At 41.2% G+C, this 21,011-nt stretch carries 5 protein-coding genes and 1 pseudogene; all 6 read right to left on the reverse strand.

The features are described 5' to 3' along the window. Positions 1-7,758: beta-N-acetylglucosaminidase domain-containing protein (locus NMM19_RS05255; protein WP_254730235.1), on the reverse strand; the 7,758-nt coding region annotated here is incomplete at its 3' end. A 153-nt stretch (positions 7,759-7,911) separates the two neighbouring features. After that, the gene (locus tag NMM19_RS05260; protein ID WP_254730238.1) at positions 7,912-14,652 is read right to left on the reverse strand and encodes a SpGH101 family endo-alpha-N-acetylgalactosaminidase; all 6,741 of its coding nucleotides are present in this window, start codon (positions 14,650-14,652) and stop codon (positions 7,912-7,914) included. A gap of 326 nt (positions 14,653-14,978) precedes the next feature. Beyond that, on the reverse strand, positions 14,979-17,264 hold the full coding sequence (locus tag NMM19_RS05265; protein WP_368407197.1) for a DNA translocase FtsK: 2,286 nt from the start codon (positions 17,262-17,264) through the stop codon (positions 14,979-14,981). Between the two features lie 140 nt (positions 17,265-17,404). Continuing rightward, a pseudogene (locus NMM19_RS05270) lies at positions 17,405-19,360 on the reverse strand (fructose-specific PTS transporter subunit EIIC). Then, positions 19,357-20,268, reverse strand: a complete 912-nt coding sequence (pfkB, locus tag NMM19_RS05275) for a 1-phosphofructokinase (RefSeq protein WP_225750161.1) — start codon at positions 20,266-20,268, stop codon at positions 19,357-19,359. The pseudogene NMM19_RS05270 and the gene pfkB overlap by 4 nt, the downstream one beginning before the upstream one ends. Beyond that, complete coding sequence (locus NMM19_RS05280) at positions 20,265-21,005, reverse strand: DeoR/GlpR family DNA-binding transcription regulator (protein WP_225750160.1); 741 nt, start codon at positions 21,003-21,005, stop codon at positions 20,265-20,267. The genes pfkB and NMM19_RS05280 overlap by 4 nt, the downstream gene beginning before the upstream one ends. Positions 21,006-21,011 lie beyond the last annotated feature (6 nt).

Raw genomic sequence — 21,011 nt, forward strand, 5'->3', positions numbered from 1 at the left:
AGTTGGCTCTGGGTTCGGAGTTGGCTCTGGATCTGGAGTTGGCTCTGGATCTGGAGTTGGTTCTGGATCTGGAGTTGGTTGCTCAGGTTCTTCTGAAAGTTCTTGATAATATGTCGTCATTTCATAGAACTCTGGTTTGCCACCTTCCCAAATGAGTTTGACATCAAGTAACGGAGCCTTATCTCTCACTGCAAATGTTTGGAAGCTTGAAGTAATTGCTCCCAAATCTGTCCAAGCACCGTCTCTGTCTGTTTTCAGAGTACGAGCAAGCACACGAGCTTTCACTCCTTGAGGAATACTTGAAACAAGGCGAATATGGTTAGCGTCTGTTGGGTCTGACAAGTGGTAGACAAGCTCACCTTGTTCTTTCTCAGCCTTATAGCTTGTCAAGACTTTGCCATCTACAAGATTTGTATATAGATTGCCTCGACTTTCTCCACTATTTCCTTGAACAGTTGGGTCGTTAATTGGTTTCACAAATTCGCCATCATTGATAACCAACTCAGTAAATCCAACAAAACGAGCATCGTAATTAGCAGTGAAGAGAACACGGAGATAATTAGCTTTAACTGGGCTTGCAAGTTCACCCTCGATGTAGCGATTTCCAGGCATCTTAGAATCATGTGTCCATCCATCTGTCAATGAATCATCACGCATTTCATTAGCGACACCATCACCTACTGTCACAACGTCTGTCCAAGTCTTACCGTCTTGGCTGACTTGAATCTTACCATCACGAAGATAGTTCTTCGTACCGTCTTGGATGTAGGCTCTAATCTTCTTGATTTCACGTTCACTACCAAGTTTCAAGGTAATGTGACCATCTTTACGTGCATAGTCAGAGAACTCTACAAAATTATTGTAAACACCATCAAACAACTGATCCAAATTCTTGATCTTGCGAACATCATTTGCACCATAATGGGCATCGATTCCCATAGATGTAGAATCCAGTTTAGTTGGTTGGACTTCTTTTGTCTTAACCAATAGAGATGTTGCTGTCACTGCTTGTTCTTGGTCGGTCTTATTGACCAAACGAGCATAACGTACCAAGGACTTATCAGTTACTTGGCTAGCTGGATACCATTCTTGTGCATTTGGAGAGTATTCCAAGTCAAGGGCTGGATTTCCAATACCAATAGCCTGAATGCTTTCAGCTTGGTGTAGGCGGTCTAGCTTCATACCCAAGTAGCTATGAGCTGGAAGCTTAGTTCCACTTGGAATTTGCATGTCATAACGACCGAGACTGTCATATACTGGAGTTGATTTCAAACTTTCAACATTGGTGTCTGTCATCTCGCTATTACCAGCACGTGTCTCAACTGAGAAGTCAGCGATACGCCACCATAGATTGATATTCTTGGTGTTACGAACACGGATGTAGCGAGCTGAAATTGGAGTTTCAATTTCTTTGGTTTGTTCACCAGTCAAACGATCCAATTCTTGCCATGAAGTACCATCTGTAGAATACTCAAGAACACCTTCTGCCAATTTATCTCCTGATCCTTGAACGAGGCGAACCTTAGTTACAGGTTTGACTCCACCCAAGTCTAGTTGAACCCAACCATCGACTGGAGTTGTATCAGTTCGATCAGCATTTGCAAGCATTGCTTCAGTATTATCACGACCATCTGTAATGGAAGCAACTGTCGTATTGTACTTGTACATGAGATTTGGACTGATGGTCACTGTGGCTGCCTGTTTAGGACGACTTACTTCCACAGGACGGTTCACAGCGATTTCTCGTACAGCAAACCAAGTATTTTCACGATCAGAAGTTGCAATCATTCGAACAGCTTTAGCATTGATATTGAGATTTTCAAATTTAAGAAGAGGCTCATTACCAGTGTAGCTTGGTTCTGAAAGTGTTACCCACTCATCATTTTCATTGAGATACTCAACCTTAGCATTGTTAAAGGTATCGCGTGGATTTGCTTGAGTTCCCATTGCAAATGTTAAGTTTTGGATTGGAACAGCCTTGTTAAATTTCAAACCAATGTAATCACCAGTTTGGATACTGTTTGGTGATTTGATAAGGGCATGTGTTCCTAAATCACCATCAGTGACTTCAGCAAGTCCACCTTCTACACCTGTACGGTTCGTAATAAAAGTACTAATGACTTGGTCTGGATGCAAGGCTTTTTGAACTTCAGTTGCAAGGATTTCACGAAGACCAAGCAAGAATGGTCGGATATGTTGTACACCCAACTCAGCTTTTTCATCATGGTCTACATAATGGAAAGTATAAGTTTGAGACTGTTCATAAAGCTTCAAGCCCTTGTAGTAGCTATCCCAAAGTCTAGCAGAATCATTGTTTTTAATAGCTTCTGATCCATCTAGGAAAGCACTCAAAGCATCCATTTGGTCAATAGTGTTATCCAACCAGTAATGGATTTGAGAACGCATCTTTTCGTCACCAGACGCTTTATAAAGTTGAGCTGCTGCTTTCAGTTTTGCAAATTCTGCACGCAATTCTGCACGCTCTGCGCTAACATCTTGACCTGCTTTTAGCTTAGCCATGAAGGCATCTAATTTTGGTGCAAGCTCAACAGACTCTTCTAACTTCACAACACGACCATCCATGTTTTGGTTAATCATGTGTTTACCAAGTTCACGGAAGGCAACAGATGTTTCACTGTCAGTAAATTTGCCTGTTTCAACAAAGTTGAAGGCAATATCATTTACTTTCTTAGCCTCGTCTTCAGATTTCCATTGTTTCCATGCGTATTGAGCTGCTGAGAAGAGGGCAATCTTCGAAGGCTCAGATTGTTGCATTGGGTTCAACATGATACCTGAAAGGAGACTAGGATCCACATTTGGATGAAGGAATTTCTCACCGCCGCCCAAGATTAAGTGTTGTTTAGAGTTATCTGTACATGGCCAGTTAATCCATAGAGAAACTGGACGGTAAGTCTTACCACCTGCAGTCAGATTGTTCTTAAGGTTAGATAGGAAGTTTTCTGATACTTCACCCCAAATCTTACCACCAGTAAGGGTCATAGAAGTTGAAGTTGGAAGATTTTCATTTAGAGATTTCAACTCATCTTCACGACCATTACCCCAATATTGACCTGGAACGAAGATCATTTCCTTACGAAGGCCAACATAAGTTGCTTGTTTTTCAGTCAACCAGTCTGTCATGTCCTTCATCAAGCGGTTGTAGCTATTGTAGCCACCAACTGGGCTTGGAGCATCATCGGCCAAAATACCGAACTCACGGACACCGACATCCATCAATTGAGTGAATTTAGCCTTAATGGTTTCAAGATCTTTTTGGTAGTCAGCATCGTTACCAAAACGGATACGGTTGTTCATGAATGGGTGGATGGTCCAAACATAGCGGGTCTTGTTTTGGTTTCCAACACGCGCCAATTCACGGATTTCAGCTAATTTTTCTTCTGGATAAAGTTCACGCCATTTCTTGTTGTGGTATGGATCGTCTTTTGGAGCAAAGAAGTATTGAGTCAACTTCAAGTCACCACCATAGCGCATCAATTCAGCACGATCAGCATTGCTCCATGGATTTCCATAGTAACCTTCGATAAAACCACGATTCTTAATTTCAGCGTAGTCTTCAACAGTTACATTACGTAAAACTGGAGCTTCACTTTCATTAAGCATGTGTTTAAGAGTCGTCAATCCATAGAAGACAGCATCTGTATCTTTACCAACGATTGAGATTGTATTGTTCTTGATTGACAAAGCATAAGCATCAATCTTATCAAAGAGTCCTTGAGAAATACCAGATATTTCTTTTTCAGCCTGTGAATGTTGACCATGAACACCAAGATAGATATTTGTAGCACCTGCTACTGCAGCTTGACTACTTGTATAAGAGATTTGATGATCTTGTAGTACACTCTTCAAGCGGTTGCGAGTGTAAATATCTAGATGGTCTCCCATAACAAGATTGACTTGTTTTTGAAGTTTAGTGACACCTTCACCGTAAGTAACTTTTTGTGGTGTTGGGAATACCTTGTATTCTTTCTTGAGATAGTCTTGACTTTGTGCTGCAGCAGCAATCGCATCATCACTGGCTGGTTTTGTAGCTACAAAGCTATCCGCAAGTTCAGTTGTACCATCGCTTACTTCTTCAACTTTTGGTTGTTCTGGAGTCACCGGTTTCTCAGGAGTGACAGGTTTTTCTGGAGCAACTGGTTCTTCTGATTCACTATCAGAAAGTGGCTTGAGAAGTTGAATTTCTGCGGCACTACCAAATCCTGCGACACCTGACAGAACTTTAAATTCTACCTTATTGGTTTCAACTGCTGCAAAATTAACCGTTTTTTCTTTAGTATTATTTTCCCAAGTTCCTGAAGCAACTTTAACCATTTGACCATCTTTTTGAGCATAGATTTCATAAGATGTCACGACTCCGTTACCACCACCAGGACGTGGAAGATAAGTCAAACCATTGACTTTTTCAGGAGCATTCAAATTCATAGCAACGGTATATGGAGCCTGATGTCCAGTCCATTTAGAATGCCAGAAGGTGTTTGGATCATTGTCAAAGGCTTTTTCGACTGGTCCTTCTGTTTCTGTTCCTGGTGTTTCCTGACTAGTTGCAGAAACTGTGAAGTGATCTGTTGGAATCAAACGTGGGTTTACAAATGCTTCATTTGACAACTCTGCACTATGCAAGATTCCTTGGAAGCCACCGATTGTTTCAAGTGGAAGTACCAAGCTATTGTGAGCCAAGCGAGGGTGAGCTGGATTTGCAATACGCTCAACTTTTTCACCATCTACATAAACTTCTGTTTTTTGTGGTTTCGTAACAACAGAGATTTGATAACGTTTATTTTTCTCAAGTTTCTTGTTGAATTGAATATGGAATTGTTCAAATTTATAAGCTAAGTAGCCATCCTTGTCCGCAAGATAAAGTTGGTTGTCCCCACTTGTAGAGAAGACTTGTTCGCCTTCACCAGTCACTGTCACATCCAATTTCAAAACGTGACTAGGGCCAACATCACCTACTAAACCTTCGATGCTAGAATCTTTTTCGAAGTTCAAACCTGCTTCTGTTTTCTTCACATTCTTAGCAAGATATTCCTTGATAGTTTCTGGTTTAATTGTAAAGAGGTCGCTATCTTCTATTGTTTTTTCTGGATTTGAACGTGGTGCATAAACACTTGTTGGTTGGATACGTTCTGCATAGGTCTTAGCTGCACGATCTGAACCCCAAGTGCGTTCTGCAGTTGATTGCATACTCTTGAAGAAGCGTTTAAAAATATCATATGAAGTTAAACCAGTTTCATGGAGGTCAATGTTGTCATTCCAAACTGCATGACCACCACCGATGATATTTGGATTAGAGGCTTCTAAGCGTGGTCCTCCACCTGTTGAGAAGTCATTTGGTGTCCAGCGATTGTATTGAGTTTCGTAGTTAGCATAATCGCCATAACCACCTTGACTGTTGCTTCCGCTTGGGACACTATAGGTTGGAATATCTGTGATATTGATAATCTTGGCACCCTGAGCAATTGCAGCCGCTGGACGTTGCCAACCAATACTCCAGATATCAACTTCTACTCCATTCCAATCAACTGGCGTTGTACCAGGCTTAGCACTAAGTGAGCCCCAAATACGAGGTGTATAACCTTTTCCTTTGATGTACTGAATCATATCGTTGACGTAGCGACGATAGCTTTCTCTACTGCCGTAGTACTCATCAGTTCCGATATGAACTGTTGAGACACCATGAAGTGGTGCATTTTCTCCATCGAGCAATTTATCATAGACTGATTTAACAAAAGCAAGAGTTTCTTCGTACTTATTATCCAAGTCCAACATAGCAACACGTTCTACATTGTGCTTACCTCTATAATCGCTCAGACTACCTTTATACATAAGGTCTGGACGAACTTTAACAAAGGACAAAGCGTGACCTGGTGTGTCAATCTCAGGAACAAGGTTGATATGCAAAGCTTTAGCCAATTTGATGATCTGTTGCATTTCTTCCTTAGTATAATGCTCGTCTGATGTTAATTTTTCACCATTTTCTCCGACAACATCAGTTTCCACACGGAAACCTGTCTTGGCATTTTTTAGAACATAGTCCAGTTCCTCTTGTTGACTAAGATGTTTTCCTTCCAAGTGTTTTTCTAGGAAGATATAGTTATCATTAAGGTGCAACTGCAAGTCATTCATCTTGTAGTAAGCCATATTTAGCATGATATCTACAAGCGTGTCATAAGGAATAAACTTACGACCTGTGTCTAGCATAAAACCACGGTGGCTGAAGCTTGGGAAGTCACGGATTTCACCGTTCTGTAGGTCATTTTCTCCCATTTGAAGAAGAGTACGAGTTGCGTAAAATGCACCTGCATTAGTCGCTGCTTCTACTGTGATAACTCCATCTTTAATGGTGATACCATAGCCTTCTTTACCATAGCCCTTGTCTTCAACCTTTTTAAATTCAATTCGGTTTTGAGCTGATTGATCACCGGTTGCGACTTCCAAACCACGATTTTCAAGGTCAGTTTGGTAGAACTTAGCTTCCTTGTCAAATCCTGAATCTCCTACTGAAATGACAGTTTCAGAAGTAATAGAAGTTTTACCTTCAGTGCCGTACCATTGTTGAACTGCTGGGGCAACTGCAGGTTTGGTTCCAACACCTTCATCCGCATGCAAGCCTTTAATGACAACTTCAAATTCTTTTGTGAAGGTATGGTTATCATTCGTTTGTTGAACCATCACTTTGACATGTTGTTCTGTCAGCGGTGTGTAGATTTTATTATTTAGGTCGATAACACCTTGCTTATTGCTTCCAATCAAGCTAACTTGACCAGGTAATTTAGGTAATACAAGTGATTTTCCGTCTTCAGCAACCGCTATTTCTGTAACTTGACGAATATCTGTTGGTTTGCTGGTGTCTGGAATGTTTGAGTAGGCACGAATTTCTTGGATACCCACATTTTTCCATTGCATAGTACCGGCTTGATAATCTGTAATTTCAAGTTTGAGATACTTAGCTTGAACAGCTTCTTTTAAGTCAACTTTTTCATCTAGAACCGGAGTTCCTGTCCGTTGATGAGCCAACTTCCATTCTCCAGGACCTGATCCATTGACTTCGTCTTGACCTGCATAATAAAGATTCCAAGATTTGATGTTTGGGTCATTTTGTTCACCACGAACACGACGATCCCAATCGATTTCCACATGCTTGATTAAGGTTGTCTTTTCAAGCTTAAATTCGATTGTTGGTTTCACAACATCACGGTCAGTTGCCCATCGAGTATCTGGATTTCCATCAATTGCCTTCTCAGCTGTAAATGGTGTGTTGGCTTCATGGTTTGAAGCTGTTGCAGTAGCCTTTTCCAAATGATTGACATCTGGAGTTTCAACCAAATCTTTAGTCACTGGCTTTTCTGCTGGTTTAGCTACTGGTGCTGCTTCTTCTTTTGAAGTTTCTGCTGGTTTTGGTGTTGCTTCTTCCTTAGGAACTGGAGTTTCTGCTGGTTTTGGAGATACTTCTCCAGTATTTTCAGGCTGAGCTTCCGTATCAGTCGGATTCGTTTCAGTAGGATCAGTTGGTTTTGCTGATTCAGCTTTTTCAATAGCTGCTGCTATATCCGCTGGTAACTTATCTAGGGGCTGAACCTGTGTTACCGTGCCTTCTGTCTCTGCAGGCCCTTCTGTTTCTGCTGCTTGAACCATACCAGCACCAAAAATGCTTGCACCAATCATGACAGAAGCAGCGCCCATTGCAAACTTACGTATACTGTAATGACACCGTCTCTCAAAAAAATGTTTTCCCATTTTCTTTATTTCCTTTCCCACGCTTAAATTGGGTAAGCGTTATCATTTCCCTTTTAAAAAGGGAGGACCAAGAGGTCCTCTCTAGGTGTTTGTTTTTCTCCATTACAATAAGCTAGGAGTTTGAGTTTTCATAGTATAAAACTCTATTATATTTTAATCTTCTTTTCTTTTTTGAAGAAATAGAGCAGACATTGCTAATGTAAGACCAGCTAGGAAGAGGTGTTCAGTTGTGTCTTCACCAGTTTCAGGAAGTTTAGACTGATCTGCTTCTTTTTGTGCTGCTTGCATAGCAGGTGTTGGTGTAAGAGCTGGTTTCTGATCAAGTTTTTCTGCAACTGGACTTGTCTGATTGTCTCCTGCAGCTAATGTTTCTTTATACTCAGGAACATCATTCTTAGCCGCTTCAACCCAATTAGCTCCACCCTTGAACTCTGGGAGCTCATTCTTATCTGCTTCAACTGCGTTAACGCCACCCTCGAATTCTGGGAGCTCATTCTTGTCCGCTTCAACCCAATTAACGCCACCCTTGAACTCTGGGATTTCATGAACAGCCGCTTCTGCAGCATTAACGCCACCTATAAATTCAGGAATTTCAACTACTGGTGGTTCTTGATCGCCCTTACTTGATAGTACTTCAGGTTCTGGAGTTGGTTTCGGATCTGGAGTTGGCTCTGGATCTGGAGTTGGTTCTGGATCTGGAGTTGGTTTCGGATCTGGAGTTGGTTCTGGATCTGGGGTTGGTTTCGGATCTGGAGTTGGTTCTGGATCTGGGGTTGGTTTCGGATCTGGAGTTGGTTCTGGATCTGGGGTTGGCTCTGGATCTGGAGTTGGTTTCGGATCTGGAGTTGGTTCTGGATCTGGAGTTGGCTCTGGATCTGGGGTTGGTTTCGGATCTGGAGTTGGTTCTGGATCTGGGGTTGGTTTCGGATCTGGGGTTGGTGTTGAATCCTTCAACTGATCCAAATATTCTGCAAAGAATGTCACCATTCGATCTGTTAAGAGGTGGTTATCTGTTGCATACTTCATGCTTGCAACTACACTTGCCACTTCTTCTTGATTGCTCTTATCAGTCAATTTTTGAGCTTTAGCCAAGGCTGCTTCATATGCACTTGTGTCAAGACCTGCTTCAGCAACTTGAGGACGAGCAAAGATCAATTCTGCAGCTGATTGATATTGATTACCACCATCTCCATAAGTTCTTGTTCCAGTTAGGACAATCTTCTTAGCTTTGATAGTCTTACCAAAGTCGATATCTTTTGGTTTGTTATTATCAGCCCAATTAGTTGCATTGAAGGTATGCTCCTTACCTGTTTCATCAGTAACAACAAGAGTCACATCTCTCAAGTTACCATTTGAACCTGAACCGCGTGGAACATAACGGAAGCCTGTAATTTCAGTTGGTTCTTTCAAGACCATGGTTGCTGGTTTACCAACATCGCCTCCGCCCCATGATGTATGCCATAGACTAGACAAGTTGCCATCAAAGGCATTTTCAAGACCTTCACCAGCCTGAGCAGGAGCTGAAAGACTTGCAAAGTCATCTGCCACAAGAGCTACTTTCTTCATTACTAAAGCATCTTTAAGAGCATTGACCTTATCGATTTCTGCTTTAGCTTCTTCCAGACTAATGTCATCATCGGCTTGACTGAGGTTGAAGACTGCTTCTTTCAAAGCATCCATACTTTCTTTGGTGTAGTTAGTCATGGCTACAGTTGGAAGATAATTCTTAACAGCATTTTCTGTCATCATCTTACCAGTCAAGACAATCTCTTCGATTTGAAGTCTATCCATGATGAAGTCATTGTAACCACGGAAGTTAGCATTACCACCAGAATCTCCACGAGTATTACTTGCGTTACCTGTAGAGTAGATACCTACCCAAGTATCGCCAGTTTCAGCACCTGTCACAAGGAAGGTTGCACGTTTCGCTTTTTGAGAATCAGTCCATGAGTTTGGTAATTCATGCATTTCGAGGTCGCTTGCTTGGCTACCACGACGACCAGATTGGAATTCTCCCTTACCTACTACAAAGGCGTAAGTACTATCAGAACCTGCTTCGTAGTCAAATGTGATACGGTAGGTCTTACCTGCTTCAAAGCGGAAGTTTTGTGGAATTGTTTGGTAAACCAAGTTACGACGGCTAACGAGACCGTTTGTCTTGAGTGACCAATTTCCTTCGATAACGTCGTCAACTTTCTTGCCATTCCAATCACGTTGTGTGTATGGACCATGTTTTTCAGACAAGTGAGTACGGTTATCTTCAACACCTTCGATTCCACCGATGACAAATGGGAAGATACCTTGTCCGACATTTTCAAAGTCTTGTTTGAAGACGCCTTTTGCAGTATCATGACCATCACCGTACATGTTTGAATCATTTTCGAAAGTACGGATTTCATCGAAGTAAGTTGCTTCATCTCCTGCTTCACGACTCAAGGTCAAGGTTACATTTGATACATCTGAACCTGTTGTGAAGAAGGCATACATGTTTTGGAAGTAACTTCTATCATCAACTGTTGCATTGTCAGTACGAGTGTTATGAGCGTATGCTTTAACGTAGTTAAGAGCAAGTGACTTATTCGTGTAGTTAGTCACTTCTTTCTCACCAGTGTTAACAGTAATGCTTGCTTTAGCATCACTACGGTTATCAACACCGACATAAACTGCATATTTTGTATTTGGCTTCAAGCCAGTCAATTTTTGAGTGAGACTAACTTTTTCTTTATTGCCTTGGATGCGGAGCATTTGGTTTGCACCTTGAGATTTGACAACTGTCGCTTTAGAAGCGTCACCTTCAATCTTCCAATGGTCTAAAGATTCACTGTTAAATCCTTGGTCATAGATGTGCATTCCTTCACTCCATGACATTTCAGGATTAGTTTGTTTAGAACGATAGAGAACATATGGTTGATTTGCTAGAAGGTCGAGGGTAATCTTACCATCTTTGACAGCCACTTCTTGTTCTTCAGTCTTACCTTGGTCTGTTAGTTTGTAAAGGTAAACTTTACCATTTGCCCAGTCGCTAGGAAGTGTCCAAGTTGTTGCACCTTTTTCAGTATTGAAGTAGTACATTTTTTCCTTGTCACCAGTAAGCTTGTTACCATTGGCATCCCAGTTCCAAGGAGTCAAGTAGGCTGAACCATCCTGAATAACACGATCATTAAGTGTAACAATTCGTTCACGGTATTGTGGGCTATTGACATCATTAGATTTACGAGTAACAACTACCTTGTTGTTTTCCTCATCGACCAATTCAACCTTCATCTCAGGTGTCCACTTGTAAGTGCCACCATTGTCAGTCATGGTTACTGGTTTACCATTTTCCCATTTGCTAACAGTGAAGTGTTGGAAGTACTTAGTCATAACATCGTGGGCAAACAAGTTGGTTACATAACCATTGTAGTCACTACGACCTTGCCAGCCTTCGAAGTCTTTCATGCTATATCCACCTAGAAGTGGGTAGTTAGCCGCACCTCCATAGCTTCTGTAATCACCAACCCAAGCATCTTTTTGGTGGTTACGGATAAAGCGAGTAATGGCACTGTTAATACCTTTATTGGTATAGCCGCCATAAGTCAAGTCTGCAGCCCAGTGATGGAAGGTAGAGTCATACTCACCACCATGGCCCCACTCAATTGCAAAACGCCAACCCTGTTGGTTGATTTCTTTTGCAAGAACGTGAGTTGCCCAAGCACCGTTGTCTCCTGATTGACCGTTACCCCAAACGTCGACATAGATGAAGTCTAGGCCTTCACCCAACTCTTTCTTCAACTCTTCCCAACGCGCTATACGTCCATGAGCCAAGTCATAGGCTGCATCGATGTTGATACCTTGGTCAAGCCAGTTCCAACCATAGCTATAGCTACCATCAGCATTTTTACGTAGGATATTTTCATTGAAGTATTTTGATTCAGGATAGGTTTCTGAAGCGTTAACGTGGATACCGAGGTGGGCACCATATTTCTTAGCTTTTTCAATAAGAGCTTTAAAGTCTTCCGTACCACCGATACGTTTACCGATATCCGCGTAGTTTAAGTGACCTGAGTCATGTCCTTCACTACCGTAACCTTTAAGGAGGACACCCTGTCCAAGACCATCTGTGTGGAGGTTAATCTTCTTGATACCATCCAAGGTCATCAGGAATGGGTTTTGTGCCTGTGAACCAAAGTTCATGGCGATACGGTAGGCTGTAATATTTTTAACTTTTTCCCAACCTTGAGGGTTGTTCATGATACTACGGTATGCAATCGCACCATCTTGCCAGTCTACTTTATTATCAGCATTGGCATCTTCTGTGATGACAACTTTAGCACTTGGAAGTTCCTTAGTATATGCTGGGAAGACAATACCATTGTGTGCTTTTTCCCATTGCCATTCAGAACTATGGATTTCAACGTAGTTAGCATTACCAATAGTGTTCTTGTAGGCTGTCAAACGTGTCCAGTCATAAGAACCACCACCGTAACTGTTTTGTGAGTTGCTCCATACACCAGCAGCAAGTTTATCTGTTGAAACAAATCCATACATGTAACCTTTGGCCAATTCTTTCATTGGATTGGTTACTTCGATATGGTCGTCACCACTTACGTGAGTATTGTTTGACATGGTTGCCCCATCAAACTTAGCTCCAGGTTGGTCACTTGAAACAGATACCAAGGCATTGCCTAGGAAGCTGATAGAAGAAAGTAATTTACGTTCATCATCAATTTTCTGTCCTGGCGTTACTTGGTTATGGTTGACAATCTTAGTCACATCAAAGTGAAGTTGATTGCCCACTACTTGTAAACGAACAGTCATATCTGCATTGATGAGATTTTCCTCATCACGAAGTTTCATTTCGTACTCGGCAGTCGTTGAATTTACTTTTTTATAGGTAACTTCCGGAGTTACGGCATGCTTATTGATAACAACTTGATTAATTGGTTGAAGTTGACCTGGAAGCTTGTTGCCATTAAGGACATATTCTTTAATACGAGGGAAGGCTTGGTCAATGACTGCTTTCAAAACAGTAGACTCAATTGTATCGTATTTCACATTACGATCATCGACTTCATCGCCTTTTTCTTTTTCAGCGACTTCTTGGTCTGCTTTAACGCCTTCTTGGTCATCTGTTTTAATGTTTACAATTGTTCTTTCACTACTATTGTATGTTCCAGCTTTAAGAACAATCTTCTTCTCATCTTTTAATTTGTCATTAACTGCAGAAGGCAAGGTAAGAGTATCGAATAACTTGACATCATTGTTTGTTGCGTTAAGTTGTCCATCCGATTTGAGACTGATCGTCAAATGATTAACAGAACCATTTACTGGTGCTGCGACACGTTCGCCTTGATACCATAATCCGCTACCGTTTGTCTTGTATTCCCAGAACCATCCGCCTTGGTCATACCCTACAAAAACATTGTTATCAGTATCTTTAAATTTCATGAAGACACCAAAGCGAGACTTGCCTGTTTCAGACTCTTCTTTGAAGGTTAAATCAACTGTAGCATTCCCATTAGCATCAACTGTCAAACCTTCTTTTTCGAACAAGGCTGGATTTTTACCGTTATCATTTTGAGCTGTTGAAGCGAGTTGGTTGTATCGAACACCTTTTTCTTCACGAATTGCTACTGTTCCTTGTTGTTCCTTCTTATCAACAGTTTTCCATTCTGGTTTGACTTCTTTTCTTTCAGCTGGTTTGTTTTCTGCAGGTTTATTGTCAGCTGGTTTTTCTTCCTGAGGTTTATCCTCTTTTGGTTTATCCTCTTTTGGTTTGTCCTCTTTTGGTTTGTCTTCTTTATCTTCAACTTGTTTATCAAGTGCATCTAGACCCGCTGGTTTAGTTGTTTCAATACCTTTGATGTAGTTTTGAATCCACTCTAATTGAGCAGGTGAGAAAAGAATACCACCACTACGTTTACCAGATACACCGTTTTGATGAATCCCAATTAATTTTCCATTTTCATCAAAGATTCCGCCACCACTGGCACCAGGTTCACTTCCTTGGTAACTAATTCCACGAACGCCCTCTCCGTGGTCATTAATATCTTCGACAGTGGTATTAAGAATTGGATCAAGCTCTCCTTTTGGATAGCCAAATACATGTACCTTATCTCCTACCTTAATAGTTGATGGTTTATCCGCAACTTCAACTGGAGCATTTGCAAGTGGACTGCGAAGTTTGACTATGGCTAAGTCATTTTTATAACCTTTTAGGAAGCCTTCACGGTCCCAGTGTTTTACATCATTTTTACTAAACTTAACGTCTGGTGCACCTTCATAAGAAACTGTATACACATCTTTATCACTTTCGATGTTGTCTGCTACCTTACGATTATTGCCATCCGGAACATCCTTGATAAAGTTATGAGATACTGATAAGACAAGATTTTCTCCGATAACAACCCCACTACCAATACCAGCTTCGCTCTTAATTTCAACAGTCGCACCGTAATTTAACTCACCGTTTTTAGTTTTAGCAACATCTTCTGGAACTAAACTTTTATCTTCTTTTTCTAAATCTTCTTTTGAAGCAGAATGTCCACTATCTTCAGCCTTATCGAGTTTTTCACGCAAATCCTTTGGAAGTTCATTTTCAGTTGCTGAACTTGTTGCAACTTCTTTTTCTTTCTCTAATAATTCTTCCTCAGTTTTTGGTCCTTCGGTAACTTCAGGAGAACCTTGATCTTCTCCAGGTTTTGGTGCTTCAAAATCATGTCCATTATCATCTTTTGCATTTGCCAGAGCAGCTGCTAAATCAGCTGGCATATTTGCGGTAGACCCAGTTTGGGCTGTATCTGCCAAAACAGTACTTGTTCCAAAGAATGTAGCACCAATGACAACAGAAGCAACACCTAATGAAAATTTCCGAATACTATATTTACAACGTTTTTCAAATAACCTTTTATCCATTATTTTTTATTCCTTCCTGCTTAAAAAGTAAGCGTTTGCATTTCGTCTTAAAAAAATAACCCCCTTCATTATTTTCGCTTATTTTTTAAACATATAAATATTTCTTAAACCATTTTAATATATCAAAAATCGGTTTAAAAATCAATACTATATTAGTTAAAATTAGTAAAAGTAAAATCTAAATTCCGAACCAGACTGAAAGTTTTTTTACTACAAGAACACCTATAATCATAGGCATAAAAAAGAAATTACCTTCGAAAAAATAGAGTAGATTATCCCAATTTCGAAAGGTAATTTCTTGAATTTTTATTCTATTTTCAAACAATTTATTGTTGTAAAACTTTACGAGGTTTTGTTCCTTCAGCAGGTCCAATAACACCTGCCATCTCTAATTCTTCCATCAATCGAGTGGCTCGGTTAAATCCAACCGAAAGACGGCGCTGGATCATGGATGCACTTGCTTTTTGAGTTTCAATAACTAATGCCTTGGCTTCTTCGAAAAGTGGATCTCCACCATCATCTCCTGAACCAAACTCACCTTCTGACTCAGATACTTCTCCTGGGTCAAAGCTTTCATCATAATCCGCATCAGCTTGACCCTTAATAAAGTTTACGATACGTTCCACATCATCATCTGAGATAAAGGAACCTTGGAGACGAACAGGATGGTTTTCATCAATTGGTTTAAAGAGCATATCCCCTCGACCGAGTAATTTCTCCGCACCATTTTCATCCAAAATCGTACGTGAATCTGTTCCTGAAGAAACCGCGAATGCTACACGTGAGGGCACATTTGCCTTAATCAAACCAGAGATAACATCCACTGAAGGACGCTGGGTTGCAAGAATCATGTGAATACCAGCCGCACGTGCCTTCTGTCCAAGTCGGATAATGGCATCTTCTACTTCCTTGCTAGCAACCATCATGAGGTCAGCCAACTCATCCACAATCACAACGATTAAAGGTAGAGGTACTTGTTTGTACTCTGATTGAGCGTTGAATTCCTCAACCTTAGCATTAAAACCAGCAATATTTCGAACTCCGACTTTAGCGAAAAGTTCATAGCGGTTTTCCATCTCATCAACGACTTTTTGAAGGGCCTTGCTGGCCTTACGAGGGTTGGTCACAACTGGAATCAAGAGATGAGGGATATCGTTGTAAACGGATAGCTCAACCATCTTAGGGTCCACCATCATAAATTTGACTTGGTCCGGGCGAGCCTTCATCAGAATACTTGCGATAATACCATTAACTGCAACGGATTTACCAGAACCTGTAGAACCAGCTACAAGTAAGTGAGGCATTTTTGCCAAATCAAAACTACGAGCTGTTCCGTTAACGGCCTTCCCAAGAGGAATTTCTAAAAGATTTTCAGGTTTTGTTTGAGATTGTTCCCAAAGCTCACGGAAGGATACAGTTGCAATTTCCGAGTTAGGAACTTCGATACCTACCAAGGATTTCCCTGGAATCGGTGCTTCGATACGGACATCTTTAGCAGCCAAGGCCAGAGCCAAGTCGTCTGCTAGGTTTGAAATACGGTTGACACGGACACCAACTGCAGGTTTAACTTCATACTTGGTCACCGACGGACCGATTTCTGCTCTTTCTACAGTCACTTTAATACCAAAACTTGCGAAGGTCTCTTCCAAAATTTTAATATTTTCTCGAACGATTTTCTTTTCTTTTGACTGATCTTTTGGTTTGTCTGGCGCAAAGAGTTGCAAGCTTGGAAGCTTATACTCCAAGGCCTTTTTAGCAGAAAAACCTACTTCAACCTCTTCGTCATCATCATCTTCTTCAGAGAAAACTTCTTCCTCTGGATAGTCTCCTTCTTCAGGGTAATCAAAATCAGCTTGCGGGAGAATAATCTCAGGTTCCACCCATTCCTCCTCTGGAAGCGGAGGAAAATCGTGCAGTGGTTCTTCTGATAATATTTCTCCAGTTTCCATATCTACAGGAGGCATATCAATCAAAGCCTGCTCGTCTCTTTCTTTCTCGAGTCTTGCTTGTTCTTCTACTTTTCTTCGTGCCTTTTCTTCTTCACGCTTGACAAAGCGTTCTTGTTTTTTCTGCTCATGGCGCTCCATCCAGATAGCAAATCGAGCTGAGAGAAAATCAGCGATATCGTAGATTGACCATGGACTGATCAAAAGTGCACCGATTAAGACTAAGATTGCTCCGATGAAGTAAGTTCCAATATTTGAGAACAAAAAAGCTACCGGAATGTAGAGGATAACCCCTATCAAACCTCCACCAGCAAAACTAGTCACTTTAAAGCTAGTTAAATCTTTAAAAATTTGTCCAATCGTTCCTTGAAAAATAGCATTTGCCATGCTAAGCTTCCAGACAAGATAAGCTTGAAAGATGAGGAGCAAGCCTGCAAAAATAAAGAAGAAACCTGCTAGCAAGCCTTCTTGTTTATGAATCCATTTAAAGAAGAATAGATAAATCAAGAGAGAGAAAATAGCTAAGTATGCTAAACTCCCTACGAGTAAGCGAATCAGGTTATAAACAGTGATTCCAACAGCTCCCCATTTGAGGGCTGCAAAAATTAAACAGATAGCCAAAGCTAAAGAAATCAGCATTCGTTGAATCGCTTGTTTTCTTTCCAATTCTGCTTTAGATGGTCTTCGTCTTGTTTTAGTTGTATTCTTGTTTGCCATGCTTCTATTATATCATATTTCAGAAACTTTTCGAGAGGTTAAAAAATGACTGCCCACTTCCGTGTTCAGTCATTTAAATGTGTTTGTGATTATTTTTCTATAGGTTTACGTAGGTAACCGTAAACGACACCACTGACAAGTGCTCCTACCAAGACAGAGACAAGATAGAGAAGAGCATTTGAAGTAAGGGCGATAACGAAGATTCCTCCATGAGGAGCCATGAGTTTGATATTTGCAAGACCAACAAGTCCACCTGCTACTGCTGAACCAAGGATAAAGCTTGGAATAGCACGAGCAGGGTCTGCTGCACCGAACGGAATCGCACCTTCAGTGATGAATGACAAGCCCATAACGATATTCGTCAAACCAGAGTTACGTTCTTCTTTGGTAAATTTATTCTTGAAGAGAAGTGTTGCCACAAAGATTGCAAGTGGTGGAACCATTCCTCCAGCCATAACTGCTGCCATGGCTGCTGAACCACCTGTTGCCACTGTTGCTGCAAGGGTACCAGTACCAAAGACGTAGGCTGCTTTATTGACAGGTCCACCCATATCGACAGCCATCATTCCTCCAAGAACGACTCCAAGAAGGACAGCTGATCCACCTTCAAGACCACCAAGGAAGTTGTTCATACCAGTGTTGATTGCGGCCATTGGGATATTAACAGCTAGCATGACAAATCCTGTCAAGATTGTTCCAAAAAGTGGCAAAAGAAGGATTGATTTAGCACCTTCAAGTGAGCGAGGAACCTTCACGTATTTCTTAACCAAGAGCACCAAGGCACCTGCGATAAATCCACCTACGAGGGCTCCAAGGAAACCTGATGATACCCCTGCAAGGGCTGAAGTTGCTTCGCCACCTTGTGCGTAAGGGATTTTACCAAAGGCATAACCTTCTTTAGCGATAGCACCAGCTACGAAACCGGCTACCAAACCTGGTTTTTCAGCGATTGAGTAAGCAACATATCCAGCAAATACTGGAAGCATCAAACCGAAGGCTGAACCACCAATTTTCATGAACATGGAAGCTAGCTCATGGTAGGAACCGAGATTGCCAAGACTATCCTGTGGCACACCCAAAGCACCATCAATCAAGAAGGCAAGGGCAATCATGATACCTCCACCGATAACGAATGGCAACATTTGTGATACACCACTCATCAAGTGTTTGTAGAAGGCACCACCTAGACTTTGTTTTTCATTAGATGCTGTTGAAGCTTGCGCTCCATTAGCAGCACGATATACTTCAGCATTACCAGAAAGAGCCAAGTTGATCAACTCTTCTGTCTTACGAATACCATCTGCAACCGGACGGTTCACCAATGGTTTACCATCGAAACGATCCATCTCAACTGCCTTATCTGCAGCGATGATAACAGCTTTGGCATTGCGGATATCTTCTGCTGTCAATTTGTTGCCAACACCACTTGCACCGTTGGTTTAAACCTTGATACCAACACCCATTTCCGCAGCCACTTTTTGAAGAGCTTCTTGGGCCATGTATGTGTGGGCAATTCCTGTTGTACAAGCTGTAACTGCTACGATAAAGTCACCAGATTCATTTGCAGGAGCTTGAACTGGTTCTTGAGCTTTTTCTGAAGCTTGGTCAAAGAGTTCAATGACTTGATCAGCTGATGTTACTTGACGAAGTTTATCAGCAAATCCGTCTTTCATCAAATATTGTGACAATTCTGCCAAGGCAGCCAAGTGAGTATCATTGGCACCTTCTGGAGCAGCAATCATAAAGAAGAGGTCAGTTGGTTGCCCGTCTAAACTTTCGTAGTCAACACCCTTGTTTGACTTAGCAAAGAGAACTGTTGCTTCCTTAACAGCAGCATTTTTGCTGTGTGGCATAGCGATACCGTCGCCTAAGCCTGTAGAAGTCAAAGCTTCACGCGCTAAGATTCCTTCTTTAAAGGTTTCAAAATCTGTCACGTAGCCATGCTCCACCAAGCTATGAATCATTTCTTCGATAGCTGCTGTTTTTTCAGTTGCTTGCAAATCAAGCAACATGACATCTTTTCTCAATAAATCTTGAATTTTCATCTTTTTTCTACCTCAACTTTTTCATAAGTTTCTTTAATAAATGCTGCAGTTGCCAAATCATCTGAGAAGGTGGTCGCTGTTCCACATGCCACTCCCCACTTGAAGGCTTCTACTGCGTCTTTTGATTTGACAAACTCACCCGTAAATCCAGCAACCATCGAGTCACCAGCACCCACTGAGTTTTTCACGGTTCCCTTAATCGGTTTAGCAAAGTAGGTTCCATCTGATGTTACCAGAAGGGCTCCATCACCAGCCATAGAGATAATCACGTTTTGAGCACCTTTAGCCAGCAATTCTCGAGCGTATTTCTCGATTTCATCAAGGCTTTCAAGCTTGACTCCAAAGATAGCTCCAAGTTCATGATTATTTGGTTTGACCAAAAGTGGTTGATAATCCAAACTATCAATCAAGGTTTGACCTTCAAAGTCACAGACTACTTGAGCGCCTGTCTGACGTGTCAAAGCAATTAATTCTTTGTAAACAACATTACCCAAGTTTTTTGCACTTGATCCAGCAAATACTACTGTATCTTCTGCTGTCAGACTTGAAAGAATGGCTTTTAACTCTTCAAGTTGTTCGGGCTCAACATTAGGGCCTGTCCCATTGATTTCAGTTTCTTGGTCGGCTTTAATCTTAACATTGATACGCGTATCTTCTGCCACTTGGACAAATTGCGTTTCAATTTGTTCTTCAGCTAAAGTATCTGTGATAAATTTTCCAGTAAAGCCTCCGATGAAACCTGTCGCTGTATTTGGAATATCCAAACGCTTCAAGACACGGCTAACATTGATACCTTTACCACCAGCAAACTTATCATCACTATCCATACGATTAACACTACCAACTTCCACTTTGTCCAAACGGACAATGTAGTCTATAGATGGATTGAGTGTGACTGTATAAATCATACTTCTATTACCTCCGTTTTCTCTTTGATAGCTGACAAGAGCTCGTGACCCTTGCTTGTAATGACAATAGCACGTTTTATAGGAGCTACCTTAGCAAAACAAGACTGACCAATCTTGGATGAATCTGCTAGAACATATGTCTGCTTAGCATTTTCTAAGATAGCACGTTTAACAGCTCCCTCCTCCATATCTGGAGTTGTAAAGTAACCTTCATCTACACCATTCATTCCAACAAAGGCACGATCAAAGTGCAGTTGGTTAATCTGGTTGAGAGCTACTCCTCCGATACTGGCATCAGTTGTCATCTTGACTCCACCACCGATAATGACTGTTGGGATTTGCTTATCCACTAATTGAACCGCATGGTGAATGGAATTGGTTACCACTGTAATGTCTTTTCGCTCCAATTCCTTAATGAGAAAGGCTGTCGTACTTCCTGCATCCACAAAGATAACATCTTTTTCTTTGATGAGGGAAGCCGCTTTTTGCGCAATCAACTTCTTCTCTTGAAGGTTTTTGACAGATTTTTCTTGAATGGTTTCTTCTTCTTGCAAGGAGTGAGGCAACTCTGCTCCTCCATGCACTCGACGAAGTTTATTTTCGGACTCCAATTCATCTAAATCACGTCTGACTGTTGATTCTGAAGTATCTAACAAGCCTACCAATTTCTCTAGAGAGACGATTTTATGCTTACTCAATTCTTCTAAAATCAACTTTTTTCTCTCGCTTTTTAGCACGAACCC

The sequence above is a fragment of the Streptococcus sp. CF8_St5-17 genome (assembly GCF_024295665.1).
In the GTDB taxonomy this organism is placed as follows: domain Bacteria; phylum Bacillota; class Bacilli; order Lactobacillales; family Streptococcaceae; genus Streptococcus.

Excerpts from the sequence above, each read along its gene's own strand:
- NMM19_RS05260 (WP_254730238.1), bottom strand. The coding sequence starts at position 14,652 with ATGGATAAAAGGTTATTTGAAAAACGTTGTAAATATAGTATTCGGAAA.
- pfkB (WP_225750161.1), bottom strand. The coding sequence starts at position 20,268 with ATGATTTATACAGTCACACTCAATCCATCTATAGACTACATTGTCCGT.